The organism is Mycobacterium sp. E2733, assembly GCF_001667585.1.
Classification (GTDB): domain Bacteria; phylum Actinomycetota; class Actinomycetes; order Mycobacteriales; family Mycobacteriaceae; genus Mycobacterium.
Genome location: NZ_LZJZ01000079.1, coordinates 21,858 through 47,202 on the forward strand (window position 1 = coordinate 21,858; position 25,345 = coordinate 47,202).

Genomic DNA, 25,345 nt, shown 5'->3' on the forward strand with positions numbered 1-25,345 from the left:
GTTGTGCCGTCAAGGTCACACCTGCCACACCAGCCTCTGGGCCGGAGCAATCGGCCATCTGCCCGCCTCGGAGCGACAACGCAGCCGAGCGGCGCTGCCCCCACGCATTGTCGCTGTAAGGCGGGCAGAAAGCCCAGTGCCTCCGGCGGCGTGACTGCTGTGGCCGGTGTGAGCCATGGTCACTCTTCGCCGGACACCGCCGAGGGGGCCGCAGGGGCGCGCCGCGGGCCGAAACTCACTGGCCGACAGGAGCTAAGCAGTCCGGTGGGCGCATAACGCGGCGCGCATTGGGTAGCCCGCACGGCATGACCAAGATCGGATACTTTCTGTCCTGCGAGCAGTACAGCCCCAAGGAACTCGTGGACCAGGCCAAGCGTGCGGAGGCTGCCGGGTTCGACGCGCTGTGGATCTCCGACCACTTTCACCCGTGGAACGACGAGCAGGGCCAGAGCCCTTTCGTGTGGGGCATCATCGGGGCGCTCTCCGAGGTGACGTCGCTGCCTGTCAGCACCGCCGTGACGTGCCCGACGATTCGGACGCACCCGGCGATCATCGCGCAGGCATCCGCCACCGCCGCCGTCCAACTCGACGGCCGCTTCGTGCTCGGCGTGGGCAGCGGCGAGGCGCTGAACGAACACATCCTCGGCGACCCGTGGCGGTCGGTGGGCGTCCGCCAGGAAATGCTGGAGGAGGCGGTCGACGTCATCCGCCTGCTGCACTGCGGCGACGAGGTGAGCCACCACGGCAAGCACTATGAGGTGCAGGAGGCCCGCATCTACACGCGGCCCGAGCGGCCGGTGCCAATCTACGTTTCCGGCTTCGGGCCGCAGGGCGCGGAGCTGGCCGGACGCATCGGGGACGGCTTCGTCCTGGTGATGCCCGAGGCCGACCTCGTCAAGACATTCCGTGAGTCCGGCGGAGGTGACAAGCCCGTGCAGGCCGGCACCAAAGTCAGCTGGGACAAAGACGCCGACACCGCGCTGAAGGCGGCGCACCGGCTGTGGGGCAACGATGCGCTACCCGGGCAATCCGCGCAGACCTTGCCGCGCCCCAAGGACTTCGCCGCCCTGATGTCTCTCGTCACGCCGGATCAGGTTGCCGAGGCGGTCACCTGCGGACCGGAACCCGACATGCATGTCGCGAAGGTGCGTGACTACCTCGACGCCGACGTCGACGAGGTGTACGTCCAGCAGGTCGGCCCGGACATGGACGGGTTCTTCGCGGCCTACGAGCGGGACGTGCTGCCTCAGCTGCGGGGCTGAGGCTGCGATTCGGCATCGCCGTAGAAGGCCGCACGAAGCAAGTCGGCGATCTCGCTGACCAGCGGCATCCGCGGATTTGTGCGGTTGCTGAGGTCCTCGAATGCCGTCATCGCCAGCGCGGGCAGCGCCCCCAGGAACTGCTCCTCGTCGACGCCGTACTCCCGCAGCGAGCGGGGCATGCTCAGCTGGTTGAGCAGATCTTCAACCCCATGGAACAGCCGGCCGCGGCACTCGTCCGGCTCATGGCCGCCGAATATCAGTTGGCCGAGCTGTGCGTACTTGTCCGGGGCCACGTAGGCGGAATATCCCGGCGCGGGCATGAACTTGCTTGGCAGGCTTGCGTTGTAGCGCAGCACGTGCGGCAGGAAAATACCGTTTGCCCGGCCATGCGGGATCCCGAACTTAGCGCCGACGGCGTGGGCGAGCGCATGATTCGTCCCGACAAAAGCGTTCGAAAAGGCAAGCCCGGCAAGGGTTGCCGCATTGGACATGTCGGTCCGCGCCGACAGGTCGTCGGGATCATCGTATGCCCTCGGCAACGCCTCGAAGATCAGTCGTGCGGCCTGGGCGCACAGTGCATCCGTATACGGCGATGCGAAGATCGAGACGGCCGCCTCCAGGGCGTGGGTCAGCGCGTCGATGCCGGTGTCGGCGGTCAGTGCCCGCGGCATCGACGAGGTGAGGACCGGGTCGACGACCGCGAGGTCAGGCACCAGGCTGTAGTCGACGAGCGTCTCCTTCTTGCCGCGCACCGTCAACACCGCCGCCGGCGAGACTTCCGATCCGGTACCGGATGTGGTTGGGACAGCGACCAATTGGACGCGATGGCGGTCGATCGGGTAGTCGGCCACGCGTTTTCGGGGGTCGAGGAACGGCATCGTCAACTCGTCGAGGCTCTTCTCCGGGTGTTCGTAGAACAGGCGGATCGCCTTGCCGGCGTCCAGCACCGAGCCGCCGCCGACGGCGACCAGCAGATCGGGCTGGACCCGCTGCAGCATCGCAACGCCACGGCGGATGGTCCTCTCGTCGGGCTCCGGTGTCACCTGGCTGAACACCTGCACGTGTGCGGCGCGCAACTTGCCGCGCAGCTGGTCGACCACGCCGCGCTCCTCGGTCGGGACGTCGGTGATCACCACGACGGTTTCGCAGTCGAGTTCGCGCAAGTTGTCCAGTGCACCTTCGTTGAAGTAGGTATTGGACGGGACGCGGAACCATTGCGGCGGGGTGCGGCGCCGCGAGACGGTCTTGATGTTCAGCAGTTGGCGGTAGTTGACGTTCTCCGTCGTGCTCGACCCGCCCCAGGTGCCGCAACCCAACGAGAACGTGGGTGTCAGGTTGTTGTAAACCCCGCCGAGGGCTCCGACCGCAGTGGGCGCGTTGACCAGGATGCGCCCCGTCCGAACCGCCAGACCGTATGCCTGGATGACGTCCTCGTCGTTGGCGTACACCGCCGAGGTGTGCCCCAGCCCGCCGTGTTCGGTGACCAGGACGGCCACATCGATGGCGTGCTGGACCCCGCGTGCGCGCACCACCCCGAGCACCGGCATCAGCTTCTCCTGCAACAGGGGATGCGAAGCGAGTTCGTCCAGGTCGGCGGGAAGCTCGGCCAGCAGCACCTTCACGGTCGGCGACACGCTGAAGCCGGCTCGGGCGGCGAGTTCCGACGCCTTCTGGCCGACCGCCTCGTGCGAGATCTTGTCGCCGCAGCCAAACGCAAACTCCGCCACCGCCGTGGCCTCGCCGGGGGTGAGCAGTCGCGCGCCCATCCGCTCGAACTCGGCCATCACCTCGTCGTATATTTCGTCGTCGATGATGCAGGTTTGCTCGGCCGGGCAAATGACCGACGAGTCAAAGGTCTTCGAGATCAGGATGTCGACGACCGCGCCTTTCAGGTCCGCCGTCTTGTGAACGTAGATCGGCGCGTTGCCGGGACCGACGCTAAGCCCCGGCTTCCCGGCCGAATTCGCCAAGGCGACGATCTTCGGTCCGCCCGTCACCCAGATGAAATCGACCTTGGGATGCTTGAACAGGTAGTGCGTCACCTCGTGCGCGGCGTCGGGAATGACCTGCAGCGCCCCGGGCGGCATCCCGGCCGCTTCGGCCGCCGTTCGGAGGATTTCGAGGCTGCGTTCGCAACAGCGCACCGCATACGGTGACGGCCGGAACAGGATCGCGTTGCGGGTCTTGGCTGCCACGATCGCCTTGAACAGCACCGTCGAGGTCGGGTTGGTCACCGGCGTGATCCCCAGCACAACACCGATCGGCTCGGCCACATGGGCGATGTTGTGCTCGACGTCTTCTTCGATGACTCCCACCGATTTCTTGCCCCGCAGGTAGTCGTGCAGGAACTCGGTGGCCACATAGTTCTTGACGACTTTGTCCTCGAAGACGCCGAAACCCGTCTCCTCGATCGCGACACTCGCCAGTTCCCCCGCGGCACGTACCCCCGCGCGCACCATTGCCTCGACGATCGCATCGACCTGCTGCTGGTCGAGCTTGCGGAACTCCCGGGCCGCCCCGGCCGCCGCGTCGACGATCGCGTCGACTTCGTATCTGCGCTTTTCGACCACCGAGGGCGCTTCGGGGGAGGAGGCGGGCTGAGTTTGGGTAGTGGTCATGATCGCGTTTTCGGCTCAGGAACGGGAACTATGGGTCTGCAGAATGAGCAGATGCTACGTCGTCCGCCTCGACGAAAAGTAGGGCTGAAAGGCCCTCGACGGGCTGGCCCGGCCAGGCCACATCTGGCGCGTGCGGACCGTCCGCGCCGGCCATACGCGGGCTGATACTGGCGGTCATGCGCGTCACCGTCGACTACAACCTGTGCGAGGGGCACGGACAGTGCCTGCTCGCCGCTCCCGACGTGTTCGACATTCCCGACGGTGCCGAACAGGTCGTGGTGCTCGAGCCGGACCCGCCCGAAGCCGACCGCGAACGGGTGATTCGCGCGGCCGCGATGTGCCCGGCGCAAGCGATCCGAATCCTCAACTGAGCCGGCCGGTTTCGGCAACGTCATCGAGCAACCGGTAGCGCCCGGCCAACGCAGCCGCGGCAATGCGGTTGTTGACCCCAAGTTTGTGCAGGAGCGCGGCGACCATGCGTTTAGCGGTGCGCTCCGACACCAGCATCCGCTGGGCGATGTCACCGGTCTCCATGCCGGTCGCGAGCAGGGTCCACAGTTGGAGCTCCTGGGCGCTGAGGGTGTCCAGCAGCTCTGACGGCGGCTTGCGGGTGTTGCTCAGCAGCGCATCGAGCAGGGCGCCGTCGACGACGCGCAATCCCTCGCCGATCGTCCATAGTGGCCCCGCGAGCGCCTCGGGCCTCGCGGTTTTGGGCAGAAAGCCGTCGGCTCCGGCCCGCAACGCCTCTTCGGCCAGCGCCAGGTCGTCGGTCCCCGAAAGCGCCAAGATCCGGGTCTTCGGGTGGCGAGCCTTGATGTGCCGGACCGCGGCGACCCCGCCCAGGGGTGGCATCGACAGGTCGATGATCGCGACATCGGCGTCGCAACGGGCCACCAAGTCGGCGGCCTCTTCCACGTATGTCGTCTGGCCGCCGACGGTGAACAGTTCGCCCCATTCGCGGGTGAGCAACAGGGCCAGGCCCTGCGCAAACAGTTCATGGTCGTCCACGATCACCACGACGTACGGCGAGCGAGTCATTGCCGCGATGCTAACCCCAACTCTATGGTCAGCTGGGTGAGACCGCTCGATCAGCTGCGAACGACGGTGCACTTCGACGGCGAGGACTACGAGCTGGCCCGCATCGTCGTCGCGGTGCGGGTCGCCGTCGTCATCTCAATAGGCGTGCTGCTGGCGATCGGGCCCCAGTGGGTCCGGCAGCACACTGTGGCCACGGTGGCGGTGTTGGGCGCCGCGATGCTGTACGCGGCCGTCGTGATGGCCTATCCCCAACTGGAGGTGCGGCGCACCCGCTACTCGTGGCTGGTCACCGGGTTCGATTCGGCGTTCACGCTGGCCCTCATCGCCTTGAGCGGCGGCGTCTACAGCCCGGTGGTCGCGGTGCTGGCGCTGGCGGTCATCGCCTCGGCGGCTCGGCTGTCATTCAGCGAAACCTTGTTGGTCGCAGTACTTTTGGGCGCCGCCTATGTCCCAGTGGCGCTGATGTCGTCCCCGAAACTTCCGGTCACCGCGGTTCCGGCCCTACAGGCGGGGTGGTCGGCGGTGTATCTGATCTTCGTCGCCATCATCACTGCGGGGCTGTCCGCGCTCGCCGAGCGCGAACACCGTTCCCGGGTGCGGGCGCTGGTGGAGGCCGAGGCTGAACACGCCGCCGCCGAAGAGGAACGCGACCTGCGGGCGCGCCTGTTGCGGTCCTATCAGTCGCAACAGGACGGACTGCAGGTGCTGGTGCACGAATTCCGCACTCCTGTCACGTCGTTGGAGGCGCTGACCGAGGCACTGACCTCGCGGCAGGCGATGTCGCAGGCCGACCGGGACACCAGTCTGCAGCTGGTGACCCGCCACGTCCACCACCTGGCCGACATGCTCGACGCGCTCTCCGACGTCGCGCTGAGTCGCCGCCCGACATTCTCGACCGGGCGGGTCCGCCGCGTCGACGTGGCCGACCTCATCGTTGCCGCCGCCGACGCCGTCGGCCTGGCGGCGCCGCGGTTGCGGCTGAGCGTCAGCGGCGACGTCGGCGCCGTGGCCGTGAACGCCCAAGGGCTGCGCCGGCTGCTGACCAACCTGCTGGAGAACGCCTCCCGGCACGGCCGCCGTGAACCGGTCGACGTCACGTGCTCGCGGGAAGGCGACGAGTTGATCTGCACGGTGGCCGACCGCGGGCCGGGCATCCCCGCGGAAAGCCTCGGCCGGCTGACCACCAAATACGTCAGCGTCGGCGGCCAACGCGGCACCGCCGGTCTCGGCCTGTGGATTGTGCAGCAGATCGCCGAAGCGATGGGTGGCCGGGTCGACTTCGCCGCGCGCGACGGCGGTGGCCTGGTCGCCACCTTCCGCGCACCGATCGCCTGATCGCCGGTTCCATGCGCTGGCCCGCGTAGGCCAGTGTTTGGCACTCGCGCCTGTGCCGTGTCGCCACCGCGCTGACCAGCATTGGTGCAACCGCGGTGACGTGCACCACTGCCCACCGCCAGAAAGGGCCACAATGACCACCGCACCCACGACCGCGCCAACCCACAAAGACATCGACCTGAGCGCCCGCGAATTCTGGGCGAAACCCCCGGAAGCGCGCGACGCCGCCTTCGCCGTCCTGCGCGCCGAGAACCCCGTGCCGTGGAGCCGCCCCGCGGAATCGGATCTGCTGCCCCCCGAGCTCAACACCAGGGGGTTTTGGTCGCTGACCAAACAAGACGACATCCGGATGGCCAGCCGCCACCCGGAGATCTTCTCCTCCGCGCAGGGCATCACCATGGAGGACTTCGCCCCCGAGGCGGTGGAGATCGCGCAGTCGTTCATCGCGATGGACGCCCCGCGGCACACCCAGCTGCGCGGGATCACGACGGAAGCCTTCAAGCCCAAGAACGTGCGCCGCCTGGAAGGCTGGATCCGCGGCCACGCCCACGACCTGGTCAGCGAAATGGCCCACCTGGGCGAGGGCGACTTCGTGCAACTCGTGTCGGTGAAACTGCCCGGCCGCATATTCGGCAGCTTTTTCGGGCTGCCCGAAGGCGAGCTGCGGGACAAGGCCGTCACCGCCGCCCAGCGGCTCGTCGGGTGGACAGACCCCAACATCCGCGGCGAGCAGAGCGAACTCGAACTGTTCATGGGCGCCGTGATGGACCTGCACGAGGTCGCGACGGTCCTGATCCCCCAGCGGCGGGCCAATCTCGGCGACGACCTGATGACCTGGATGGTGCAGGCCGAGTTCGACGGCAAGAAGATGACCGACGACGAGCTGAAGGCCTTCTTCGTTTTGATGGGTGTCGCGTCCAACGACACCACGCGGCACGCCTCCGCGCACGCCATCGCCGCCCTCTCGAAATTCCCCGACCAGCGCGCGCTGCTCGTCGAGGACGTCGAGGGCCGGGTCGGCACCGCCGTCGAGGAGGTGCTGCGCTGGGGGTCGCCGCTGCTGCACATGCGCCGCACCGCCACCCGGGACATCACCGTGCGCGGCTCGGAGATCAAGGCCGGCGACAAGGTGGTGCTGTGGTACTACTCGGGCAACCGCGACGAGGACTTCTTCGAAAATCCCCACTCGTTCAACATCCTGCGAAACCCGAACCCGCACATCGCCTTCGGCGGTGGCGGTCCGCACTTCTGCCTGGGTGCGGCCCTGGCCCGCACCATGCTCAAGGCGTTGCTGACCGAGGTCTACACGCGCATCCCGGACATTTCTGCGCCGGAGCCCAATTACGCCCTGGCCAACTTCATCAACGGTGTCAACAGCCTGCCGGCTACCTGGACGCCGGAACGATGAGAACCAAAGCAGCGGTGCTGTGGGGGCTGCACCAGAAGTGGGAGGTCGAAGAGGTCGACCTCGACGGGCCCAAGGAGAACGAGGTCCTGGTCAAGATGGCCGCCGCCGGGCTGTGTCACTCCGATGACCACCTGATCACCGGCGACATGCCGATGCAGCTACCGGTGGTCGGTGGGCATGAGGGCGCCGGCGTGGTCGTCGATGTCGGCCCGGGTGTCACCGAAGTCGCCGAAGGTGATTCGGTGGCGCTGAGCTTCATTCCGGCCTGCGGCCGATGCGAACCGTGTTCGCGCGGCATGAGCAACCTGTGCGTGCTCGGCGCCGCCATCATCGCAGGACCGCAACTCGACGGCACCTTCCGGTTCCACGCGAAAGGCCAAGCGCTGGGCCAAATGTGCGTGCTGGGAACCTTCTCCGAATACACGGTCGTGCCACTGGCCTCGGTGATCAAGGTCGACCCATCCACCGCGCTGGACACCGCCGCCCTGGTCGGGTGCGGAGTCACCACCGGTTACGGCAGCATGGTGCGCACCGGCGAAGCGCGTGACGGCGACACCGTGGTGGTCATGGGTGTGGGCGGGATCGGCATGAACGCGGTGCAGGGCGCGCGGATCGCCGGGGCACGCGTGATCGTCGCCCTCGATCCCCTGGAGTACAAGCGGGGCCGTTCCCTCGAGTTCGGCGCCACTCACACCGCGGCGACTGTCGACGAGGCCCAGGCCTTGATCACCGATCTGACGCGCGGCCAGATGGCTGACGTCTGCGTGGTCAGCACCGACTCGGCCGAGGGCGCGTATGTCGCGCAGGCGCTGAGCCTGGTCGGCAAGCGCGGCAGGGTGGTGATGACCGCGATCCCGCATCCGACCGACACGTCCGTCGCCATGTCGCTCTTCGACTTGACCCTGTACGAAAAGCAGGTTCGCGGATCGCTTTTCGGATCGTCCAATCCCCGGCACGACATACCCCGGATGCTCGACCTGTACCGCGCCGGGCGGCTGAAGCTCGACGAACTCGTCACCCGCGAATACACCCTCGACGAGATCAACACCGGCTACGCCGATCTGCACGCCGGCGTCAATCTCCGCGGGCTGATCCGGTTCTGAACCGATCATGAGTCATCACCAACCGAAAAAGCTGCGGCAGGCCGTTACGGCCCGAAGTTAGTGCCGCTCGTCAGGCTTTCCCAGTTCGCGATCTCGGTGGCGCGCGCGTCCGCGACGTAGCGGTAAAAGGCCAGGGCGTCGGGGCCGAGGAGCAGGAATCCCGGGGGCTCGCTGGCCTCGACCGCCGCGATGATCGCGGTGGCCGCCTTGGCGGGGTCGCCCGCCTGGTTCCCGTGCATGGTGTCGTTCTCCTTGCGGCGTTGCCCGGCCGTGTCCGCGTAGTCGTCGATGACGGTGGCCGACTGGACGAGCGAGCGGCCGGCGAAATCGGTACGGAACGCGCCGGGCTCGACGATCGTCACCGAGATGCCCAGCGGGGCAAGCTCACCGCGCAGCGCGCCGCTCATTCCTTCGATGGCGGCCTTGGCCGCCGCGTAGTAGCCGGAGCCCACCGGGGTCACCGTTGCGCCGATCGAGGAGATGTTGACGATCGCGCCGCTGCGGCGCGCCCGCATGCCGGGCAGGACCGCCTTGATCATGGCTACCGTGCCGAAGAAGTGCGTTTCGAACAGGGCGCGCACGTCGGCTTCGTCGCCCTCCTCGACCGCGGCGCGGTAGCCGTAGCCGGCATTGTTCACCAAGACGTCGACGCGGCCGAATCGGTCGTGGGCCTGCCGCACGGCCGAGGCGACCTGTGCAGGGTTGGTGACGTCAAGGGCGGCCGCGAGCACCCGTTCGGGCGCGGCCGACGCCAGGTCGGTGACCTTCGCGACGTCACGGGCGGTGACGACGGCGTTGTGACCGGCCCCGATGACGGCCTCGGCAAGCGCGCGGCCGAGTCCGGTCGAGCAGCCGGTGATGAACCAGGTGGACATGCGGATGGCTCCTTCTCGCCGAGACGCAATGCGGGGCTACGCCGCGGCAATTCTTCTCTTCGATCGCGGAACGTGGGCCGTCATAATCAACTATCGTCCGTCTTAAGCAATTGATCGGCACCGGTGAAGGAAACAGGCAGTGCGGACGCTAGAGGGCGTTCTGGCCAGACACCCGTTCTTCCGCGGGATGGACCCGCGCTATGTGCAGTTGGCGGTCGGGTGTGCGGCAAATCTGCGCTTCACCGCGGGTGAGTTGGTCTTTCGCGAGGGCCAGCCCGCCGATCACTTCTACCTCATCCGCGCCGGCAGAATCGCGCTCGAAACCCCCGCTCTCGGCCGTGGCAGCTTGACGGTGCAGACCCTCGGAGACGGAGACATCCTTGGCTGGTCGTGGTTGGTGCCACCGTACAACTGGCGGTTCGACGCGCGCGCGGTCGAGACGACGCGCGCCATCGGTTTCGACGGCAAATGCTTGCGCGGCAAGTGCGAAGAGGACCACGAATTGGGATACGAGCTGCAGAAGCGTGTGATCGCGGTGCTTGGCCAGTATCTCGATGCGACAAGGTTCCGGCTGCTGGACATCTATGCCGATGTCGTATAGGGACGGACAGGCCGTCAGCCTTCGAATGCCGGACCGTCGAAGCGGTCACGAGTAATGAATTCGGCGACCGGGCGGCGGCGCAGCTTGGTCGGCTGGCGCACCGGTTTGCCAAGGGGCACAACCGCGGCGAGCGCGTGCAGGTCGGGGATTGCGAGCAACCGGCGAACCTCGTCCTCGGCCGCGATGGCCATGGTGGTGATGGTGCCGCCATACCCCTCGCCGCGGGCGGCCAGCAGGATGTTCCAGATCAGCGGGTAGACCGAGGCGCCGCCCGCCAGGCCGACGCGGTCCAGGTTTTGGTCGATGGAGGCGACCACGGTCAGGTCGACCGAAACCACAAGAACGACCGGCGCTTTTGCGATCGGCACGACGAAGGTGTCGGGGATTTCGGTCTGGTCGATGACGTCCTGCGGCACGCCGCTGGGATGGATTGAATTCCAAGGATTTTCACCGGCCTGCAGCTGGGCGAAGTAGCGCCGGGCCGCGGTCACGCCCAGCTCGGCGAGGCGGCGGCGGGTGTCCGGGTCGCGCACCACGGTGATGTGGGCGCCCTGCCGGTTGCCGCCGCTGGGGGCGAACCGGGCGTTGTCGAAGATGCGCCACAACACCTCGTCGGGCACCGGGTCGTCGGTGAATTCGCGCGCCGCGAACGTCGTCCGCATGACGTCGTACAGCTCCATGGCGGCGTCAGGCGCTCGCGGAGGCGCGGCGCTCCAGCCGGAAGGTGCGCTTGAATCCGGCCGGCTGCGTCGTCAGGGTCACCTCGACCGCGCCGCTGGGGGCGATGACGTAGCGCTCCTCGACGTCGGGGCCGTCGCGCCACCGGCCGACCGGCTGGCGCCCCAGGTCGTCGCGCTCGTGCAGGGCCGGGTCGAACGGGAACAGCACCGGGTCGTAGGGCGTCACGTCGCCGTCGGGCCGGCCGTTGACCAGGCGGCTGCACTCGACGAACCGGAAGTGGCCGATGTTGTGCGCCGCCCGGTAGGTCCGCTTCACCACCAGCGGGGTGTGCCCGTCGGCGGGCAGTGAGACGTCCTTGCAGACGATCGGGTCGAAGACGACGCCGGCGCCGGCCTCGGCCTCGCGGAACACCCCGAAGTTGCGCGAGAAGCGTTCGGAGAGCGCGAAATTGGATTCCTTGTCGAGGAAGACGGCCAGGCCGATGGCGGTGGCCGCGAAGGGGTGCGGTGAGCGTTTGACCCGCTTCTCACCGAAGGCGGTGCGCAGCATCCGCGAAACGAGCGGGAAGCTGCCGGCGCCGCCCACGACGTAGATGCCGGCGACCTCCGACCAGGTCAGGTCGGTGCCGTCGTGCGCCGGGTTGTGCAGGACGCGCTCGAGCAACTTCATCGTCTTGTCGACCAGGGGCGCGCAGGCCGCATAGACGTCGTCGACCGGACACGAGAACGGGGGCCGCTCCGCGCCGTCAACGCCCGTGAGGTCCACCAGGAAGCGGCGCGTCTGTGGCCCCACGGCCTCCTTGCGGGCGGCGCACTCCTCCCGCAGCAGGTCGCGGGCGGCGGCGTCCACCCCGGACAGCTGCGAACGGGCCAGGACGAGGTCGACGATCGCCTCGTCGAAGTCGTCACCGCCCAGGCGCTGGATGCCCTCACTGATGACGACCTCGTTCGCGTGCCCGGTCATCTTAAGCAGCGATGCGTCGAAGGTGCCCCCGCCCAGGTCGTAGATGAGGACGTACTCCCGTTTGGCGGTGATGGTGGAGCGGTATCGGTGCGCGTATTCCAGGCTCGCGGCGGACGGCTCGTTGAGCAGCGCGACGACGTGGAAACCCGCCGCGACGAAGGCGTCCAGTGTCAGCAGGCGCTGGGCGCTCGAGGCGTTGGCCGGGACGCTGATCGCGGCGTCGATGGTTTCCCCGGCGGTGAGGCTGGCGTTGGAGCGGCGCAGTAGGTCGCTCTTCAGCTGGGCCAGAAAGCCGGCGAGCAGGTCGGCCAGGCGGTGGCTGCGGCCGGCCAGGTTCACCTCGGTCTGGGGCCCGGCTTCGTTGAGCAGACGTTTGAACGATCGCAACACCGACCACCCCGGGTCGTGGCGGACGGCGGCGGCCTCCGCACCGAACCGCAAGTCTCCGGCCGCGTTGGCCGCGACGATCGACGGCCACGCGTCGAGGCCGTCAAATGAGATGACTGGATAGTTGCCTCGGTCGACGGCCGCAACGACAGTGTGTGTGGTGCCAAAGTCGATGCCGACTCTCATCGCGCAATCTTAGGACCGCGCTGGGGAGTTCGACACGACCTTTTTGGCCGGCGCGTCCCATCGTTTTTGCAACTCCCGTTCGGCGGCGGTGGCGACCAGACCTGACGGCGCGAACCGCTTCGACGGCACCGGCTCATCCTCGGTCAGCGGCCTGCCCGCGCCGCGCATCGCCCCCAGCGCGACAACCACCCCAACGATGACCACGATGACGACAACCAGCGCGAACAAAACGGACAGGGTGCCCTGGGTGAAGGTGTTCCTGATGACGTCGTCGAGTTGAAGGGCGTTCTTGGCCGAACCGAACGACGTCTTGCCGGCGTTTCTGGCCGAGAGGTATTGGAAGTGCTGCGTCCAGTAGCCGACGTTGGGATCCGCAGAGAAGACCTTCTGCCACGACGCGGTGAGCGTGACCACCAAGTCCCACAGCAGCGGGATCCCGGGAATCCACGCCCACTTCAGCAGGCCCTTTTTGACGACGATCACGGTGATGACGGTCAGCGCGACGGCCGCCAGCAGCTGGTTGGCGATGCCGAACAGCGGAAACAAGGTGTTGATTCCGCCCAGCGGATCCGTCACGCCCATCAGCAGGATGCTGCCCCAGGCCGCGGCCACGGCCAGGCTGCAGAGCCAGACGCCCGGCCGCCAGCTCGGGTTGCGCAGCTTGGCCAGCGGACCACCGAGGTTCCCGAGTGCGTCGGAGAGCATGAAGCGCGCGACGCGGGTGCCCGCGTCCACGGCGGTCAGGATGAACAGCGCCTCGAACATGATCGCGAAGTGATACCAGAAGGCCTTGAGACCCGCGCCGCCGAACACCCGTTGCAACACCTCCGCCATGCCGAACGCCAGCGTTGGGGCTCCGCCGGTGCGCGACACGATCGACTTTTCTCCCACGCCGGCGGCGGCCTGGGTGAGCTGGTTCGCGGTCGCCGGGGTCCCCGGCAGGCCCAGCCGATTGACGTAGTCGGCGGCGGTGGCCGCGGTGCCGCCGGTTCGCGCGGCCGGGGCGTTGAGCGCGAAGTACAGGTGTTGGTCGAGGATCGATGCGCTGATCAGGGCCATGACGGCGACGAACGATTCGGTGAGCATGCCGCCGTAGCCGATGAACCGCATCTGGCTTTCCTTCTCCAGCAGCTTGGGAGTCGTCCCGGACGAGATCAGCGCGTGGAATCCGGACAGCGCACCGCACGCGATGGTGATGAACAGGAACGGGAACAGCGAGCCGGGGAACACCGGCCCGTCGCCGGTTGCGGCGAACCGCGAGATCGCGGGTGCTTGCATGAGGGGACGGGCCACGCAGATGCCGACCGCGAGCAGGGCGATGGCGCCGACCTTCATGAAGGTGGAGAGGTAATCGCGCGGGGCTAGCAGCAGCCAGACCGGCAGCACCGAAGCCACGAAACCATATCCGATGATCAGCCACGACACCGTCACCGGCGAGATGCTCAACCATGTTGCGGCCCAAGGCGTTTCACCGATCCAGTTGCCGCAGGCCACGGCCAGCATCAGCAGCACGAAACCGATGATCGACACCTCCGCGACCCGCCCGGGCCGCAGGAACCGCAGGTAGCAACCCATGAAAAGGGCGATGGGGATGGTCATGCCGATGGAGAACACGCCCCAGGGGCTTTGGGCCAGGCCCCGCACCACCACCAGCGCCAGCACCGCGATGATGATCACCATGATGACGAACGCCCCGACCTCGGCGGCAGCGCCGCCGGTGGCGCCGAGTTCGTCGCGCGCCATCTGGCCCAGGGAACGTCCCCGCCGCCGGGTGGAGATCCACAAGACCAGGTAATCCTGCACCGCGCCGGCGAAGACGGCGCCGATGACGACCCAGATGCTGCAGGGCAGGTAGCCCATCTGGGCGGCGAGCACCGGACCCACGAGTGGTCCGGCTCCGGCGATGGCGGCGAAATGATGACCGAACAACACCCGCCGGTCGGTGGGCACATAATCGGTGCCGTCCTCGAACACCTCGGCCGGCGTGGCGTGATCGTCGCGCGGGCGGACGATCTTCATCTCGATCAGCCGGGCGTAGAACCGGAAGCCGATGAGGTACGTGCAGATCGCCGCGACCACGAACCAGACCGCGTTGACGGCCTCGCCGCGCGCGAACGCGATGATTGCCCACGCGACCGCACCGATCACGGCGACGGCCCCGAATACCATCTTGTGCCGGACCGTGATCGGGGAGCGGTCGACGATCGCGACGGGCGGCAGTTCCTCGTCGGTGTGGATGTAGCTGACATCGTTGTCGCGCGCTTTCACTGGCACGGCGGGAACCCTACGCGCGGAAGAAGAACAGCGCTTGACTTAATACAGCGCCCGCACGGTGTCGATCGTGTCGGCCTCGGCCGGGCCTTTGTCGTCGCGGTAGCGCACCACCCGGGCGAACCGCAGCGCCACGCCGCCGGGGTAGCGCGAGGATTTCTGTACGCCGTCCAGGGCCACCTCGACCACCTGCTCGGGCCGCACCCGGACGACGTACCCGTCCGTTCCGCTAACGGCGAGTTCGCTGAACCGCGCGGTCTGCCAGTCCAGCATGGCGTCGGTCATTCCCTTGAAAGTCTTTCCCACCATCACGAATTCGCCGGTGGCCGGGTCGCGCGCCCCGAGGTGGATGTTGGAGAGTTTGCCGCTTCGGCGCCCCGATCCCCATTCCACCGCGAGCACAACCAGATCCAGCGCGTGCACCGGCTTGACCTTCAGCCAGCCGGCTCCGCGGCGACCCGCCTGGTACGGCGCGTCCGGCGCCTTGGCCAGCACGCCTTCGTGGCCGGCGGCCAGCGTCGCCTCCAGGAAGCCCTTGGCGGCCGCGGGGTCGGAGGTCAGTAGCCGATCGACCCGCTGCGCGGCCGGCACCAGCGCGTCCAGGGCGGCCAGCCGCTCGGCGGTGGGGGCGTCGAGCAGGTCGGCGCCGTCGCGGTGCAGGATGTCGAAGAAGAACACCGAAAGTGGTTGCGCCGCACGGGCTGCGCCCACATCGACCGATCGGCCGAACCGCGACGCGGTGACCTGGAAGCGGTGCGGGGAGTTGTCGGGCCGCAACGCGATCGCCTCCCCGTCGGCGATGAGCTCACGTACCGGCAGGGCCAGCGTCGCCTCCACCACCTCGGGCAGGCGGACGGTGACGTCGTCGAGGCTGCGGGTGTAGACGGTCACCTCGTCGCCGGCCCGGTGAATCTGCACCCGGGCGCCGTCCAGCTTCGCCTCGAAAATTGTTGTGCCGCCGTGGCGTTCGAGCGCATCGGCCACTCCGGTCGCGGTCTGCGCCAGCATCGGGCCGACCGGCCGGCCGACCCGCAGGGCGAACGCGTCCAGCGCCGCGGACCCGCCGCCCAAAGCGGCGGCCGCCACGGCCGGCAGGTCCCCGCCCAGCATCGCGGCCCGTTGTACAGCGGCGACCGGGATGTCGGCGGCCTTGGCCACCGCGTCCGCCATGATCCCCGCCAGCGCCCCCTGGCGCAGCTCCCCGCCGAGCAGCCGCACCAAGAAGGCCTGCTCGGTGTCGGTCGCGGCGGCGAACAGCCCCGCCACGAGTTCGGCGCGCCGCGCCTGCGAACCCTTGCCCGACACCGCCCCGATCTCCGAAAAGCGGGCGTCCACGCCGGCGACGGTCAACGTCGGATCCGAAGCAGGCGGCGGCCGCGACCGCAACGATGCCCAGCCCACCCCGATCTGGCGTTGGCGCAGCTCACCCGACAGCCAGGAGACCACGATCGCGACTGTGTCGGGCTCGGTCGCCGCGCGGCGCAACAGGCCGGCGATGTGCGCGATCTTGCCCAGCCGTGACGACGTGCCGCCCACGTCGATCGAGGTCGTCGCGACGTCGAGAAGGAGCACGAAATCAGCTTGGCATGGCTCTTGAACAAGGCGGGGACAACCCTGCCGGGCGGACACGCTAGCGTGCCTACGTAACGTTACAGATTGCAAGAGATCTGACAACCCGAAAGGAAGGGTCCGGATGGAGATCAACGGGAAGAAGGTCGTCGTCATCGGCGGCGCGTCGGGCATGGGGCGCGCCTCCGCGGAGCTGCTCGCCGAACGCGGTGCGGACGTCGCGATCTTGGACCGCGAGGGTTCCGACGGCAAGACCGTCGCCGAAGCGATCGGCGGCGCGTTCTATCCGGTCGACGTCACGGACTTCAAGGGCACCGAGGAGACGCTGCAGACCGCCGTCGACAAGCTGGGCGGACTGCACGTCACGGTGACCACGGCCGGCGGTGGCATCGCCAAGCGGACACTGACCAAGTCCGGGCCCCACGACCTCGAGTCCTTCCAATCCGTGATCGACCTGAACCTCATCGCCACCTTCAACATCAGCCGGCTCGCGGCCGCGCACATGGCCAAGAACGAGCCCGAGGACGAGGAGCGCGGCGTCATCATCAACACCGCGTCGATCGCAGCCTTCGAGGGGCAGATCGGCCAGGTCGCCTACACCGCGGCCAAGGCGGCGATCGCCGGCATGTGCCTGACCATGGCTCGCGACCTGGGCTCGATGGGCATCCGGGTGCTGGCCATCGCCCCCAGCCTGTTCCTGACCGGGTTGACCTCGATGGTCCCCGACGAGATGGCGGCCGGCCTGACCCGCGACGCCGCCTTCCCCAAGCGGATGGGCCGGCCGATCGAGTACGCCAAGCTGGTGGCGGCCATCGTGGAGAACCCGATGCTCAACGGCCAATGCCTGCGACTTGACGCCGGACAGCGGTTCGCGCCCAAGTAACCACCCCCACGGGTCGCCCTCCTCGCATTAAGTACACTCTTTAGGCAGCCGCCCCGCTTCCCCTCGAAGCGGGGCCGGCTACCCAGCCGGTAGCGAGGAGGGCCCCTCATGGGTATCGCACTGACCGACGACCACCGTGAGCTCGCCGAGGTTGCGCGCGGGTTCCTGACCTCGCAGAAGGCCCGCTGGGCGGCGCGGGCCCTACTCGACGCCGCAGAGGAATCCCGGCCGCCGTTCTGGCAGAACCTCGTCGAGTTGGGCTGGCTGGGCCTGCACGTCGACGAAGAACACGGCGGTTCCGGGTTTGGTCTGCCCGAGCTTGTGGTGGTGGTCGAGGAACTCGGCCGTGCCGTCGCGCCGGGGCCGTTCGTGCCGACCGTCATCGCGTCGGCGGTGATCTCCAAAGACGGTAGCGCCGAACAGAAGTCGCGGCTGTTGCCCGGGCTGATCGACGGGACCGTCACCGCCGGCATCGGCCTGGACGGCCAGGTGCGGCTCAAGAACGGGATCGCCGACGGTGACGCCGGAATCGTGCTGGGCGCCGGGCTCGCCGAGCTGCTGCTGATCGCCGTCGGCGAGGATGTGCTGCTGCTGGAGCGCAGTCGCGCGGGCGTGTCGGTGGAGGTGCCGAACAACTTCGACCCGACCCGGCGTTCGGGACGGGTCCGCCTCGAGAACGTGAGCGTCACTGCCGACGACGTCCTGGAGGGCGCGCGGGCGTCGGCGCTGGCGCGGGCGCAGACACTGCTGGCCGCCGAGGCGGTGGGCGGCGCGGCGGACTGCGTCGATGCCGCGGTGGAATACGCCAAGGTGCGGCAGCAGTTCGGGCGCACCATCGCCACTTTCCAAGCGGTGAAGCATCATTGCGCGAACATGCTGGTGGCCGCCGAGTCGGGGGTCGCCGCGGTGTGGGATGCCTCGCGCGCGGCGTCCGAGGACGAAAGCCAGTTCCAGCTGGCGGCCGCGGTCGCAGCGGCCCTGGCGTTCCCCGCCTATGCGCGCAACGCCGAGCTGAACATTCAGGTGCACGGCGGCATCGGCTTCACCTGGGAGCACGACGCGCATCTGCATCTGCGCCGCGCGCTGGTGGTCGCGGCGCTGTTCGGCGGTGACGCGCCGGCGCGGGATGTCTTCGAGCGCACGGCCGGCGGCGCCAAGCGGGAGAACAGCCTCGACCTGCCGCCCGAGGCCGAAGAACTGCGCACCCGGATCCATGCCGACGCCGCCGAGATCGCTGCGCTGGACAAAGAGGCGCAACGCGACAAGCTGATCGAGACGGGCTACGTCATGCCGCACTGGCCCAAGCCGTGGGGCCGCGCCGCCGACGCGGTGGAGCAGCTGGTGATCGAGGAGGAGTTCCGCGCGGCCGGCATCAAGCGGCCCGACTACTCGATCACCGGGTGGGTGATCCTGACCCTGATCCAGCACGGAACCAATTGGCAAATCGAAAGATTCGTGGAGAAGGCGCTGCGCCAAGAGGAGATCTGGTGCCAGTTGTTCTCCGAACCCGAGGCCGGCTCCGACGCGGCATCCGTCAAGACCCGCGCGACGCGGGTGGACGGCGGCTGGAAGATCAACGGGCAGAAGGTCTGGACCAGCGGCGCCCAGTACTGCGCGCGCGGCCTGGCCACCGTGCGCACCGACCCGGAAGCTCCCAAGCACGCCGGCATCACCACCGTCATCATCGACATGAAGGGCCCGGGCGTCGAGGTGCGGCCGTTGCGACAGATCACCGGTGGCTCGGAATTCAACGAGGTGTTCTTCAACGACGTGTTCGTTCCCGACGAGGACGTCGTCGGGGCGCCCAACTCGGGATGGACGGTCGCCCGCGCGACGCTGGGCAACGAGCGAGTGAGCATCGGTGGCAGCGGATCGTTCTACGAGGGCCTGGCGTCCACCCTGGTGCAGCTGGCTCAGCAGCAGTCAGATAGCTTGTCCGGGGCGGCGATTCGAATCGGATCCTTCCTCGCCGACGACCATGCCCTGCGGCTGCTGAACCTGCGCCGCGCTGCGCGCAGCGTCGAGGGAGCCGGACCCGGCCCGGAAGGCAACATCACCAAGTTGAAGCTGGCCGAGCACATGGTGGACGGCGCCGCGATCTGGGCGGCGCTGGCGGGCCCGGAAGTCGCACTGATGGACGGGCCCGGCGCGATCGTGGGCCGGCTGGCGATGGGGGCCCGCGGCATGGCGATCGCCGGTGGCACCTCGGAGGTGACCCGCAATCAGATCGCCGAGCGGATCCTCGGCATGCCGCGCGACCCGCTGATCAACTAGCGCACCGGAATCCCACGAGCAGACGCAAAATCGCGTCGAAATCTTAGATTTCGTGCGATTTTGCGTCTGCTGGCGATGGGGGGCGGGCGCGTCAGGCGGGTGCGAACAGCGGCGCCCCGCCGCTGCCCTTTTCCGGCTGCAGGTCGACGGGCATGCCGCACCTGACCGAATCGGGTTCGCAGTCAACGATATTGGCGGCCACCCGGAGACCCGGTTGCTCGGCAAGTTCGACGATGGCGATCACGTACGGGACCGGAATCTCTGGGTTGTACGGGTGGTGGTTGACCGTATAGGTGAACACGGTGCCGCGCCCGGAGACCGGCCGCGCGACCAACGGGCCGCCGCACGTGCGGCATTCGCCGGCCGCCGGATGCACCCAGCGCGCGCAATGGTCGCAATATTCGATGAGCAGCGGCTGGTCCGGCACGTCGAATACAGTACACTCAATTGATTCGACGCGTGGTCTGACGGGCGGTGTGCATGACGCATTTCGAGAAGGACGCGATCCTGTCCGGCATCGGCATCTCGCGGATCGGTCGCCGCACGGGCATCCCGGGCCTGGAACTGACCATGGAAGCGGTACGGGCCGCCGTCGAGGACGCCGGGCTGGTTCCCTCCGACGTCGACGGCATCGCGACGCTGGGCGACACCCCGGCCGCGGACGTGAACGCGCAACTGCGGATCGAGGCTGCTGACTGCGGATCCGGCTTCGGTACCGGCGGCCTGCTCAGCCCGGTGATGTCGGCGTGCCGGGCCGTCGCCGAGCGTCGGGCCCGCCACGTGGTGGTGTACCGGACCATCCAGATGCTCGGGGGCACGGTGCCGGTCAAGCCGCAGGAGGACGCGCCCGCACCGCCGCTCGCGCGGATGTTCGAGGCGCCAGAGGGTGCCGAACGGCCTGCCGTCGGCGCGATGGACGACGTCAACGACCTGGTTGCGGCCAACGCCTACTCCGCCGCGAACTGGCTGGCGCTCAACTGCCGGCGCCACATGGAGCTGTACGGGACCACCAAGCAACAGCTGGGTTGGATAGCGCTCAACGGCAGGCGCAACGCCGCGCTCAACCCCCGCGCCGTGTACCGCGACCCGATGACCATGGCGGACTACCTCAGCGCGCGGCCGGTATCCACCCCGTTCGGGCTACTGGACTGCGACGTCCCGATCGACGGCTCGATCGCGGTGGTGGTCTCACATGCGGACTACGCGCGTGACTGCCCGCACCGCGCGGTGGCGGTGGAGGCGATCGGCGGGTCCGATGGCGCCGGCGGGTGGTTCCACCGGGACGACTACCCGAAGATGGCGATGTCGGATGCGGCGGCGCAGATGTGGTCGCGGACCGACCTGCAGCCGTCCGACCTCAAGGTCGCCGAGCTCTATGACGGATTCACCTATCTCACCCTCGCCTGGCTGGAAGCCCTGGGAATCTGCGGCGACGGCGAGGCGGGGCCCTTCGTCGAAGGCGGCGCCCGGATCGCCCGCGACGGTGAAATTCCCCTGAACACCTATGGCGGCCAACTGTCTGCCGGGCGCATGCACGGCTACTGGGCGTTGCACGAGGGCTGCCTGCAGTTGCGCGGCGAGGCGGGGGAGCGGCAGGTGTCGCAGCGCCCGGAGGTCGGCGTCGTTTCCGTGGGAGGCGGACCCGTCGCCGGCTGCATGTTGCTCACATGCTGAAAAGGCTTGCGCCAAGCGTCGTTGGGCCTGACATGAGCACTGGTCCCGGGAACACGCTGGCTGCCAAGATCGCTGGCGACCTAGAGGCCGAGATCGTCCGCCGCGGCTGGTCCACCGGCGAATCGCTGGGCTCCGAACACGCTTTGCAAGAGCGCTTCGGGGTGAGTCGCTCGGTGCTGCGCGAGGCCGTCCGGCTCGTCGAGCATCACCAGGTGGCCCGGATGCGCCGCGGGCCGGGCGGCGGCCTGATCATCTGCGAGCCCGACGCCGGCCCCGCCACCCGGGCCGTCGTCATCTATCTCGAATACCTCGGCACGACGTTGGGCGATCTGCTCAATGCGCGCCTGGTGCTCGAACCGTTGGCGGCCTCGCTGGCCGCCGAACGGATCGACGAAGCGGGCATCGCTCGGCTGCGCGCCGTGCTGCGGGGCGAGGAACAATGGAAACCCGGCTTGCCGACGCCCCGGGACGAGTTCCACATCGCGCTGGCAGAGCAATCGAAAAACCCGGTCCTGCAACTGTTTATCGATGTGCTGATGCGGCTCACCACCCGGTACGCCCTGCAGTCGCGGACGGACACGGCCAGCGAGGCCATCGAAGCGGTCGACCGGATGCACGTCGATCACGCCGAGATCGTCGCGGCCGTCACGTCCGGCGACTCGGCGCGGGCCAAGACGCTAAGCGAGCGACACGTCGAGGCCGTGACCGCGTGGCTGCAGCGCCATCACCCCGGCAACGCGAGCCGACGGCGCAAAAGTCGGCCGCGCAACATCGAGGTGCCTCGCGGCAAGCTGGCGGAGATGCTGGCGGCCACGATCGGCGACGACATCGCGGCCAGCGGCTGGAAGGTCGGTTCGGTCTTCGGCACCGAGACGGCCCTCCTCGAGCGCTACCGGGTGAGCCGCGCGGTGTTCCGGGAAGCGGTGCGGCTGCTCGAATACCACTCGATTGCGCACATGCGCCGTGGGCCGGGCGGCGGTCTCGTCGTTGCCAAACCGCAGGCACAGGCCAGCATTGACACCATCGCCTTGTACCTGCAATACCGTGACCCGAGTCGCGAGGACTTACGTTGCGTGCGGGATGCCATCGAGATCGACAACGTCGCCAAGGCGGTCAAGCGGCGCGGCGAATCCGAGGTCGCCGCATTCCTTTCCGCCCATCGATCCGAGGTTGACGAAACACCCGGCGATGTCGCCGACGCCGCCGTGGAGGAGTTCCGGTTCCACGTCGGACTTGCCCAGCTGGCCGGCAATACGCTTCTGGACTTGTTCCTGCGCATCATCGTCGAGCTCTTTCGGCGGCACTGGTCAAGCACCGGGCAATCGCCCCCGACCTGGGCGGACGTCCTGGCCGTCCACCACGCTCACCTGCGGATCGTCGACGCCATCGAGGCGGGCGACGACAGCCTGGCCCGCTACCGTGTGCGCCGTCATCTGGACGCCGCCGCGTCCTGGTGGCTGTAGTTGTCAGATGTGATCTGCAGCTCGGTATAGCGGAGGCCCGCGGGGGGTACTGGGGAGGGAGGAAGTGAGCGGCCGGTCCAGCAGGGGGTTGGCATCAGTGATCGAGAGCGAGAGTGCTGGAGTGACGACGGGCCGCGACATTGGAAAGCTCGGCTTCGTTCATTCGGCACTTATTTACCAATCCCAGCAGGAGTATCTGGACTTTGTGACGCGCTTCGTCAGCGACGGGCTGGCGCTGGACGAGGCGGTACTTGTCGCGGTGCCGTCCGACGAGTTGGCGCTGCTGCGCGACGCGCTGGGCACTCGTGAGTCGTCGGCCGATCTGCAGATGGTCGACGTCACCGAGGTCGCCCGCAACCCGAGCCGACTGATGGCGATGGAGGGGACTTTCGTCGACGACCACCCCGACCAGCGGGTGCGGATGGTCAGCCAAGTCGCCTGGCCCGGCCGCACCGAGGAAGAGCTCATCGCCTGCGTGGAGCACGAGGCACTGGTCAACGGGGCGATGGACGGCTACCAGGTGACCGGTTTGTGCCTCTACGACGGGCGCAGGCTCGACGACGACGTGCTGGCGGACGCCCGAGCGACACACCCGCTGCTGTGGAGCGGCGACGCGCTGCAACGCAGCGCCGACTACGCGCCCGATGCCGCCTTGCGGCGCTGCAACCGGCCGCTGCCCGGCAATCCGGCGGCCGTCACGTACCTGGTCAAAAAGTCGTCGGACCTCAGCCCCGCGCGTTCGTTCGCCACGAATTACGCCGGGTGGATGGGGTTGTCCCAGGACGCCATCGAGGATCTCCAACTGGTGGCCACCGAGCTGGCCAGCAACAGCTTGATGTACACCGACGGCGCCTGCCAGCTTGCGTTCTGGCGTGACGACGGGTACCTGGTGTGCGAGGCGCGCGACACCGGATGCTTCGAGGATCCGTTGGTGGGCCGCATGAACCCGGGGCCGTGCGGCCCCGCCAGCCGCGGCCTATATCTGGTGAACGCCATCTCGGATCTAGTGCGCACCCACACCACCGCCAGCGGCACGACAATTCAGGCGTATCTGCGGTTCGAGCCGTCGGCGGGCCCGACGGGTTAACGCAAGCAGCCCGCTGGAGACGAGCCCCAGGGGCTGCTTGACGTAATCGGTTAAAGGCCAAGACCGCCCGTGATGCCGCCTATAACCCCGCCCACAGTGCCACCCGTGGTGCCACCAAGAAGACCGCCGCTGCCGGCCGCTGACGAAGCACATCCCGTCGGCAGGGCCAGCACCACTACGAATCCCGCAGCAGCTGCAGCGACCTTAAGAACCTTCTTCGTCCTCATTGAATTCATACTCGCACCTTTCATCCATGGGTATAGCGCCGCGTGCGTAAACGAGCACTGCAGACCAAATGTTATAACTGCTATTCGATACACGTAAAGCCTTTATCGAGTTGTTTAGTATTTGTGGAACATCCTGGGTTAGTACTGGGCTGTGCAGCCCAATCATGCTGTGCTAGTGAGCGATTAGAGGAGACGACGTCAGTCGCAGAACTACGTTTGAGACGTCATTGAGCAATGAAGATAGCCAGCTTCACGGCACTCGATCAATTGCCCTAAAGCGGCGACTAAACCGCAATATGACGTCGCAAATGCGATTTGTAGGCCCCACGTGAAGGCGAGGTAATTTAGTCCGTCACCGGGATGGACCGGATAACGGGAGCGACCGCTCGGGAACCCCCGCGCGGCGGTCGAACGGGTCGCTTGTCTACATCGTCAGGCGCAGACGGTGCCAACGTTCACGGTGCAGGTTGTGCCCGCGGTCGCTGCACAGCCCGTCGGTATCAGCAACATCGCGGCCAACCCGACGGCCACGGTGGCGACTTTGAGGGTCTTCTTGGTGTCTTCTGCCTTCATGATGAACCTTCTTTCATCATTCTTCCGAGGGGTTGTTGCACAGCCGTTGAATGAGCAGTGCCCCAGCCCCGTACCCGCTGTTCAACATGAGTAAACCAAAATCGCCGAAAAATTTCGAGACCGATCGACGCGTTATCCCGTGGAGCCGGAACTTGCACGTCAGGGCGGTGTGCGGCTAATGTCGGCGCTCGTGCGTCTTCTCGATAGTGCCGTAGTAGCTAGCACCCGCAGCGGGGTCTGACCTAGACCGACCCCCCGCTGTGGGTCGGAAGCTACTGCCGTCGGTCACTCCTCTCGACCGAAGAAGACCGGCACGATGACTTTTCCCGAGCGGCTCGATCCGGCCAGCCAATGCCTCGCCACGGTGTGGTTCGCCCAGCAGTTCGACACTCCGTTACCCCGCGGCCTGCGGGACCAGGCCGGCGCGATGTCCTGGGAGCGTTTCGTCGCGACTTACGGTCACACGGCCGGCCCGATCCGCCTCGGCAACTGGGCATGCACGGACACCCACCGACGGCCGGGTCCGCAGGCCCGCAACTTCCGGGCCACGATCGCCGTCGGCGACCGCATCGAGACCTCAACCGCCGCGGCCGGCGGCCCGATCGCGGCGCTCAGCGCGATGCTGCACGAGCGCGGAATCCCGGTGGAAATCCTGAAGTTCCATCAGCTGCGATCAGGCGGGGACACCGCCACCTTCGTCTGCGGCAGCAACGGCGCCCGCGAAGAGTGGGCGATGGGCTGGTCGGAAGGTCCCACCGAGTCGGCACTGCGCGCGGTGATCGCCTGCGCTAACCGACTGATCGCCTGATGCGTTCGAGTCGCCGAGCAGACGCAGAATCGCACGCCGAGCAGCCGCAAGACGCGATT

Annotated in this window: 21 protein-coding genes; 12 read left to right on the forward strand and 9 right to left on the reverse strand. The window is 67.7% G+C overall.

The features are described 5' to 3' along the window. The first annotated feature begins 305 nt into the window (after positions 1–305). The gene (locus A5678_RS13250; RefSeq protein WP_068042998.1) at positions 306–1,262 is read left to right on the forward strand and encodes an LLM class F420-dependent oxidoreductase; all 957 of its coding nucleotides are present in this window, start codon (positions 306–308) and stop codon (positions 1,260–1,262) included. On the opposite strand, the gene adhE is transcribed toward A5678_RS13250, so the two are convergent. Beyond that, positions 1,247–3,880 carry a bifunctional acetaldehyde-CoA/alcohol dehydrogenase gene (adhE, locus tag A5678_RS13255; RefSeq protein ID WP_068043000.1) on the reverse strand — a complete coding sequence of 878 codons (2,634 nt, stop codon included), beginning with the start codon at positions 3,878–3,880 and terminating at the stop codon, positions 1,247–1,249. The genes A5678_RS13250 and adhE overlap by 16 nt on opposite strands. 176 nt (positions 3,881–4,056) lie before the next feature. Between adhE and A5678_RS13260 the strand changes: the two genes are divergently transcribed. Next, complete coding sequence (locus A5678_RS13260; RefSeq protein WP_068043001.1) at positions 4,057–4,251, forward strand: ferredoxin; 195 nt, start codon at positions 4,057–4,059, stop codon at positions 4,249–4,251. On the opposite strand, the gene A5678_RS13265 is transcribed toward A5678_RS13260, so the two are convergent. Further along, positions 4,244–4,918: a response regulator transcription factor gene (locus A5678_RS13265; protein ID WP_197502134.1), complete on the reverse strand. Its 675-nt coding sequence runs from the start codon at positions 4,916–4,918 to the stop codon at positions 4,244–4,246. The genes A5678_RS13260 and A5678_RS13265 overlap by 8 nt on opposite strands. Positions 4,919–4,954: 36 nt before the next feature. On the opposite strand from A5678_RS13265, the gene A5678_RS13270 reads away from it, so the two are divergent. The 3 genes from A5678_RS13270 to A5678_RS13280 all read left to right on the forward strand — a co-directional run bounded on the left by A5678_RS13270 (position 4,955) and on the right by A5678_RS13280 (position 8,764). Beyond that, positions 4,955–6,253 carry a sensor histidine kinase KdpD gene (locus A5678_RS13270; RefSeq protein ID WP_231983661.1) on the forward strand — a complete coding sequence of 433 codons (1,299 nt, stop codon included), beginning with the start codon at positions 4,955–4,957 and terminating at the stop codon, positions 6,251–6,253. 133 nt (positions 6,254–6,386) lie between these two features. Continuing rightward, positions 6,387–7,661 (forward strand): cytochrome P450, encoded by a 1,275-nt coding sequence (locus tag A5678_RS13275; RefSeq protein WP_068043004.1) that lies wholly within the window; start codon positions 6,387–6,389, stop codon positions 7,659–7,661. After that, positions 7,658–8,764 carry an NDMA-dependent alcohol dehydrogenase gene (locus A5678_RS13280; protein ID WP_068043005.1) on the forward strand — a complete coding sequence of 369 codons (1,107 nt, stop codon included), beginning with the start codon at positions 7,658–7,660 and terminating at the stop codon, positions 8,762–8,764. Before A5678_RS13275 ends, A5678_RS13280 begins: the two co-directional genes overlap by 4 nt. A gap of 44 nt (positions 8,765–8,808) precedes the next feature. Here A5678_RS13280 and A5678_RS13285 read toward each other — a convergent pair whose 3' ends face one another. Continuing rightward, positions 8,809–9,639 carry an oxidoreductase gene (locus tag A5678_RS13285; RefSeq protein WP_068043006.1) on the reverse strand — a complete coding sequence of 277 codons (831 nt, stop codon included), beginning with the start codon at positions 9,637–9,639 and terminating at the stop codon, positions 8,809–8,811. Between the two features lie 139 nt (positions 9,640–9,778). Between A5678_RS13285 and A5678_RS13290 the strand changes: the two genes are divergently transcribed. Continuing rightward, positions 9,779–10,240, forward strand: a complete 462-nt coding sequence (locus A5678_RS13290; RefSeq protein ID WP_068043010.1) for a cyclic nucleotide-binding domain-containing protein — start codon at positions 9,779–9,781, stop codon at positions 10,238–10,240. A 14-nt stretch (positions 10,241–10,254) separates the two neighbouring features. Here A5678_RS13290 and A5678_RS13295 read toward each other — a convergent pair whose 3' ends face one another. Genes A5678_RS13295 through A5678_RS13310 form a run of 4 tightly spaced genes read right to left on the reverse strand, consistent with a single transcriptional unit; the run spans position 10,255 to position 16,300 of the window. Then, complete coding sequence (locus tag A5678_RS13295; protein ID WP_068043013.1) at positions 10,255–10,920, reverse strand: nitroreductase family protein; 666 nt, start codon at positions 10,918–10,920, stop codon at positions 10,255–10,257. A gap of 7 nt (positions 10,921–10,927) precedes the next feature. After that, a complete protein-coding gene (locus A5678_RS13300) occupies positions 10,928–12,457 on the reverse strand; it encodes an Hsp70 family protein (protein WP_068043016.1) in 1,530 nt (509 codons plus the stop codon). A 9-nt stretch (positions 12,458–12,466) separates the two neighbouring features. Further along, positions 12,467–14,731, reverse strand: coding sequence for a carbon starvation CstA family protein (locus A5678_RS13305; RefSeq protein WP_068043017.1), 2,265 nt, complete (start codon positions 14,729–14,731; stop codon positions 12,467–12,469). 39 nt (positions 14,732–14,770) lie between these two features. Continuing rightward, positions 14,771–16,300, reverse strand: coding sequence for an ATP-dependent DNA ligase (locus tag A5678_RS13310; RefSeq protein ID WP_068043019.1), 1,530 nt, complete (start codon positions 16,298–16,300; stop codon positions 14,771–14,773). 121 nt (positions 16,301–16,421) lie between these two features. On the opposite strand from A5678_RS13310, the gene A5678_RS13315 reads away from it, so the two are divergent. Together A5678_RS13315 and A5678_RS13320 are read left to right on the forward strand one after the other, a co-directional pair. Further along, the gene (locus A5678_RS13315) at positions 16,422–17,180 is read left to right on the forward strand and encodes an SDR family NAD(P)-dependent oxidoreductase (RefSeq protein ID WP_068043021.1); all 759 of its coding nucleotides are present in this window, start codon (positions 16,422–16,424) and stop codon (positions 17,178–17,180) included. 108 nt (positions 17,181–17,288) lie between these two features. Then, positions 17,289–19,454, forward strand: coding sequence for an acyl-CoA dehydrogenase (locus A5678_RS13320; RefSeq protein ID WP_068043023.1), 2,166 nt, complete (start codon positions 17,289–17,291; stop codon positions 19,452–19,454). Positions 19,455–19,545: 91 nt separating this feature from the next. Here the strand turns inward: A5678_RS13320 and A5678_RS13325 are convergent, their stop codons facing one another. Then, complete coding sequence (locus A5678_RS13325; RefSeq protein WP_068043025.1) at positions 19,546–19,881, reverse strand: Zn-ribbon domain-containing OB-fold protein; 336 nt, start codon at positions 19,879–19,881, stop codon at positions 19,546–19,548. A 53-nt stretch (positions 19,882–19,934) separates the two neighbouring features. On the opposite strand from A5678_RS13325, the gene A5678_RS13330 reads away from it, so the two are divergent. From A5678_RS13330 to A5678_RS13340, 3 genes are all read left to right on the forward strand, one after another. Continuing rightward, entirely contained in the window at positions 19,935–21,128 is a 1,194-nt protein-coding gene (locus tag A5678_RS13330; RefSeq protein ID WP_068043026.1) for a thiolase family protein, read from the forward strand. Positions 21,129–21,160: 32 nt separating this feature from the next. Next, on the forward strand, positions 21,161–22,591 hold the full coding sequence (locus A5678_RS13335) for a FadR/GntR family transcriptional regulator (RefSeq protein ID WP_068043028.1): 1,431 nt from the start codon (positions 21,161–21,163) through the stop codon (positions 22,589–22,591). Between the two features lie 97 nt (positions 22,592–22,688). Then, on the forward strand, positions 22,689–23,678 hold the full coding sequence (locus A5678_RS13340) for a sensor histidine kinase (RefSeq protein ID WP_068043030.1): 990 nt from the start codon (positions 22,689–22,691) through the stop codon (positions 23,676–23,678). 659 nt (positions 23,679–24,337) lie between these two features. Here A5678_RS13340 and A5678_RS27130 read toward each other — a convergent pair. After that, positions 24,338–24,478 carry a hypothetical protein gene (locus A5678_RS27130; RefSeq protein WP_156746909.1) on the reverse strand — a complete coding sequence of 47 codons (141 nt, stop codon included), beginning with the start codon at positions 24,476–24,478 and terminating at the stop codon, positions 24,338–24,340. Positions 24,479–24,794: 316 nt separating this feature from the next. Here A5678_RS27130 and A5678_RS13345 point away from each other — a divergent pair, with 316 nt between their 5' ends. Continuing rightward, positions 24,795–25,286, forward strand: a complete 492-nt coding sequence (locus A5678_RS13345) for a homocitrate synthase (protein WP_068043031.1) — start codon at positions 24,795–24,797, stop codon at positions 25,284–25,286. Positions 25,287–25,345 lie beyond the last annotated feature (59 nt).

Coding starts and splice junctions, on each gene's coding strand:
- A5678_RS13250 (WP_068042998.1), top strand. CDS start 306: ATGACCAAGATCGGATACTTTCTGTCCTGCGAGCAGTACAGCCCCAAG.
- adhE (WP_068043000.1), bottom strand. CDS start 3,880: ATGACCACTACCCAAACTCAGCCCGCCTCCTCCCCCGAAGCGCCCTCG.
- A5678_RS13260 (WP_068043001.1), top strand. CDS start 4,057: ATGCGCGTCACCGTCGACTACAACCTGTGCGAGGGGCACGGACAGTGC.
- A5678_RS13265 (WP_197502134.1), bottom strand. CDS start 4,918: ATGACTCGCTCGCCGTACGTCGTGGTGATCGTGGACGACCATGAACTG.
- A5678_RS13275 (WP_068043004.1), top strand. CDS start 6,387: ATGACCACCGCACCCACGACCGCGCCAACCCACAAAGACATCGACCTG.
- A5678_RS13280 (WP_068043005.1), top strand. CDS start 7,658: ATGAGAACCAAAGCAGCGGTGCTGTGGGGGCTGCACCAGAAGTGGGAG.
- A5678_RS13285 (WP_068043006.1), bottom strand. CDS start 9,639: ATGTCCACCTGGTTCATCACCGGCTGCTCGACCGGACTCGGCCGCGCG.
- A5678_RS13295 (WP_068043013.1), bottom strand. CDS start 10,920: ATGGAGCTGTACGACGTCATGCGGACGACGTTCGCGGCGCGCGAATTC.
- A5678_RS13300 (WP_068043016.1), bottom strand. CDS start 12,457: ATGAGAGTCGGCATCGACTTTGGCACCACACACACTGTCGTTGCGGCC.
- A5678_RS13315 (WP_068043021.1), top strand. CDS start 16,422: ATGGAGATCAACGGGAAGAAGGTCGTCGTCATCGGCGGCGCGTCGGGC.
- A5678_RS13320 (WP_068043023.1), top strand. CDS start 17,289: ATGGGTATCGCACTGACCGACGACCACCGTGAGCTCGCCGAGGTTGCG.
- A5678_RS13330 (WP_068043026.1), top strand. CDS start 19,935: ATGACGCATTTCGAGAAGGACGCGATCCTGTCCGGCATCGGCATCTCG.
- A5678_RS13335 (WP_068043028.1), top strand. CDS start 21,161: ATGAGCACTGGTCCCGGGAACACGCTGGCTGCCAAGATCGCTGGCGAC.
- A5678_RS27130 (WP_156746909.1), bottom strand. CDS start 24,478: ATGAAGGCAGAAGACACCAAGAAGACCCTCAAAGTCGCCACCGTGGCC.
- A5678_RS13345 (WP_068043031.1), top strand. CDS start 24,795: ATGACTTTTCCCGAGCGGCTCGATCCGGCCAGCCAATGCCTCGCCACG.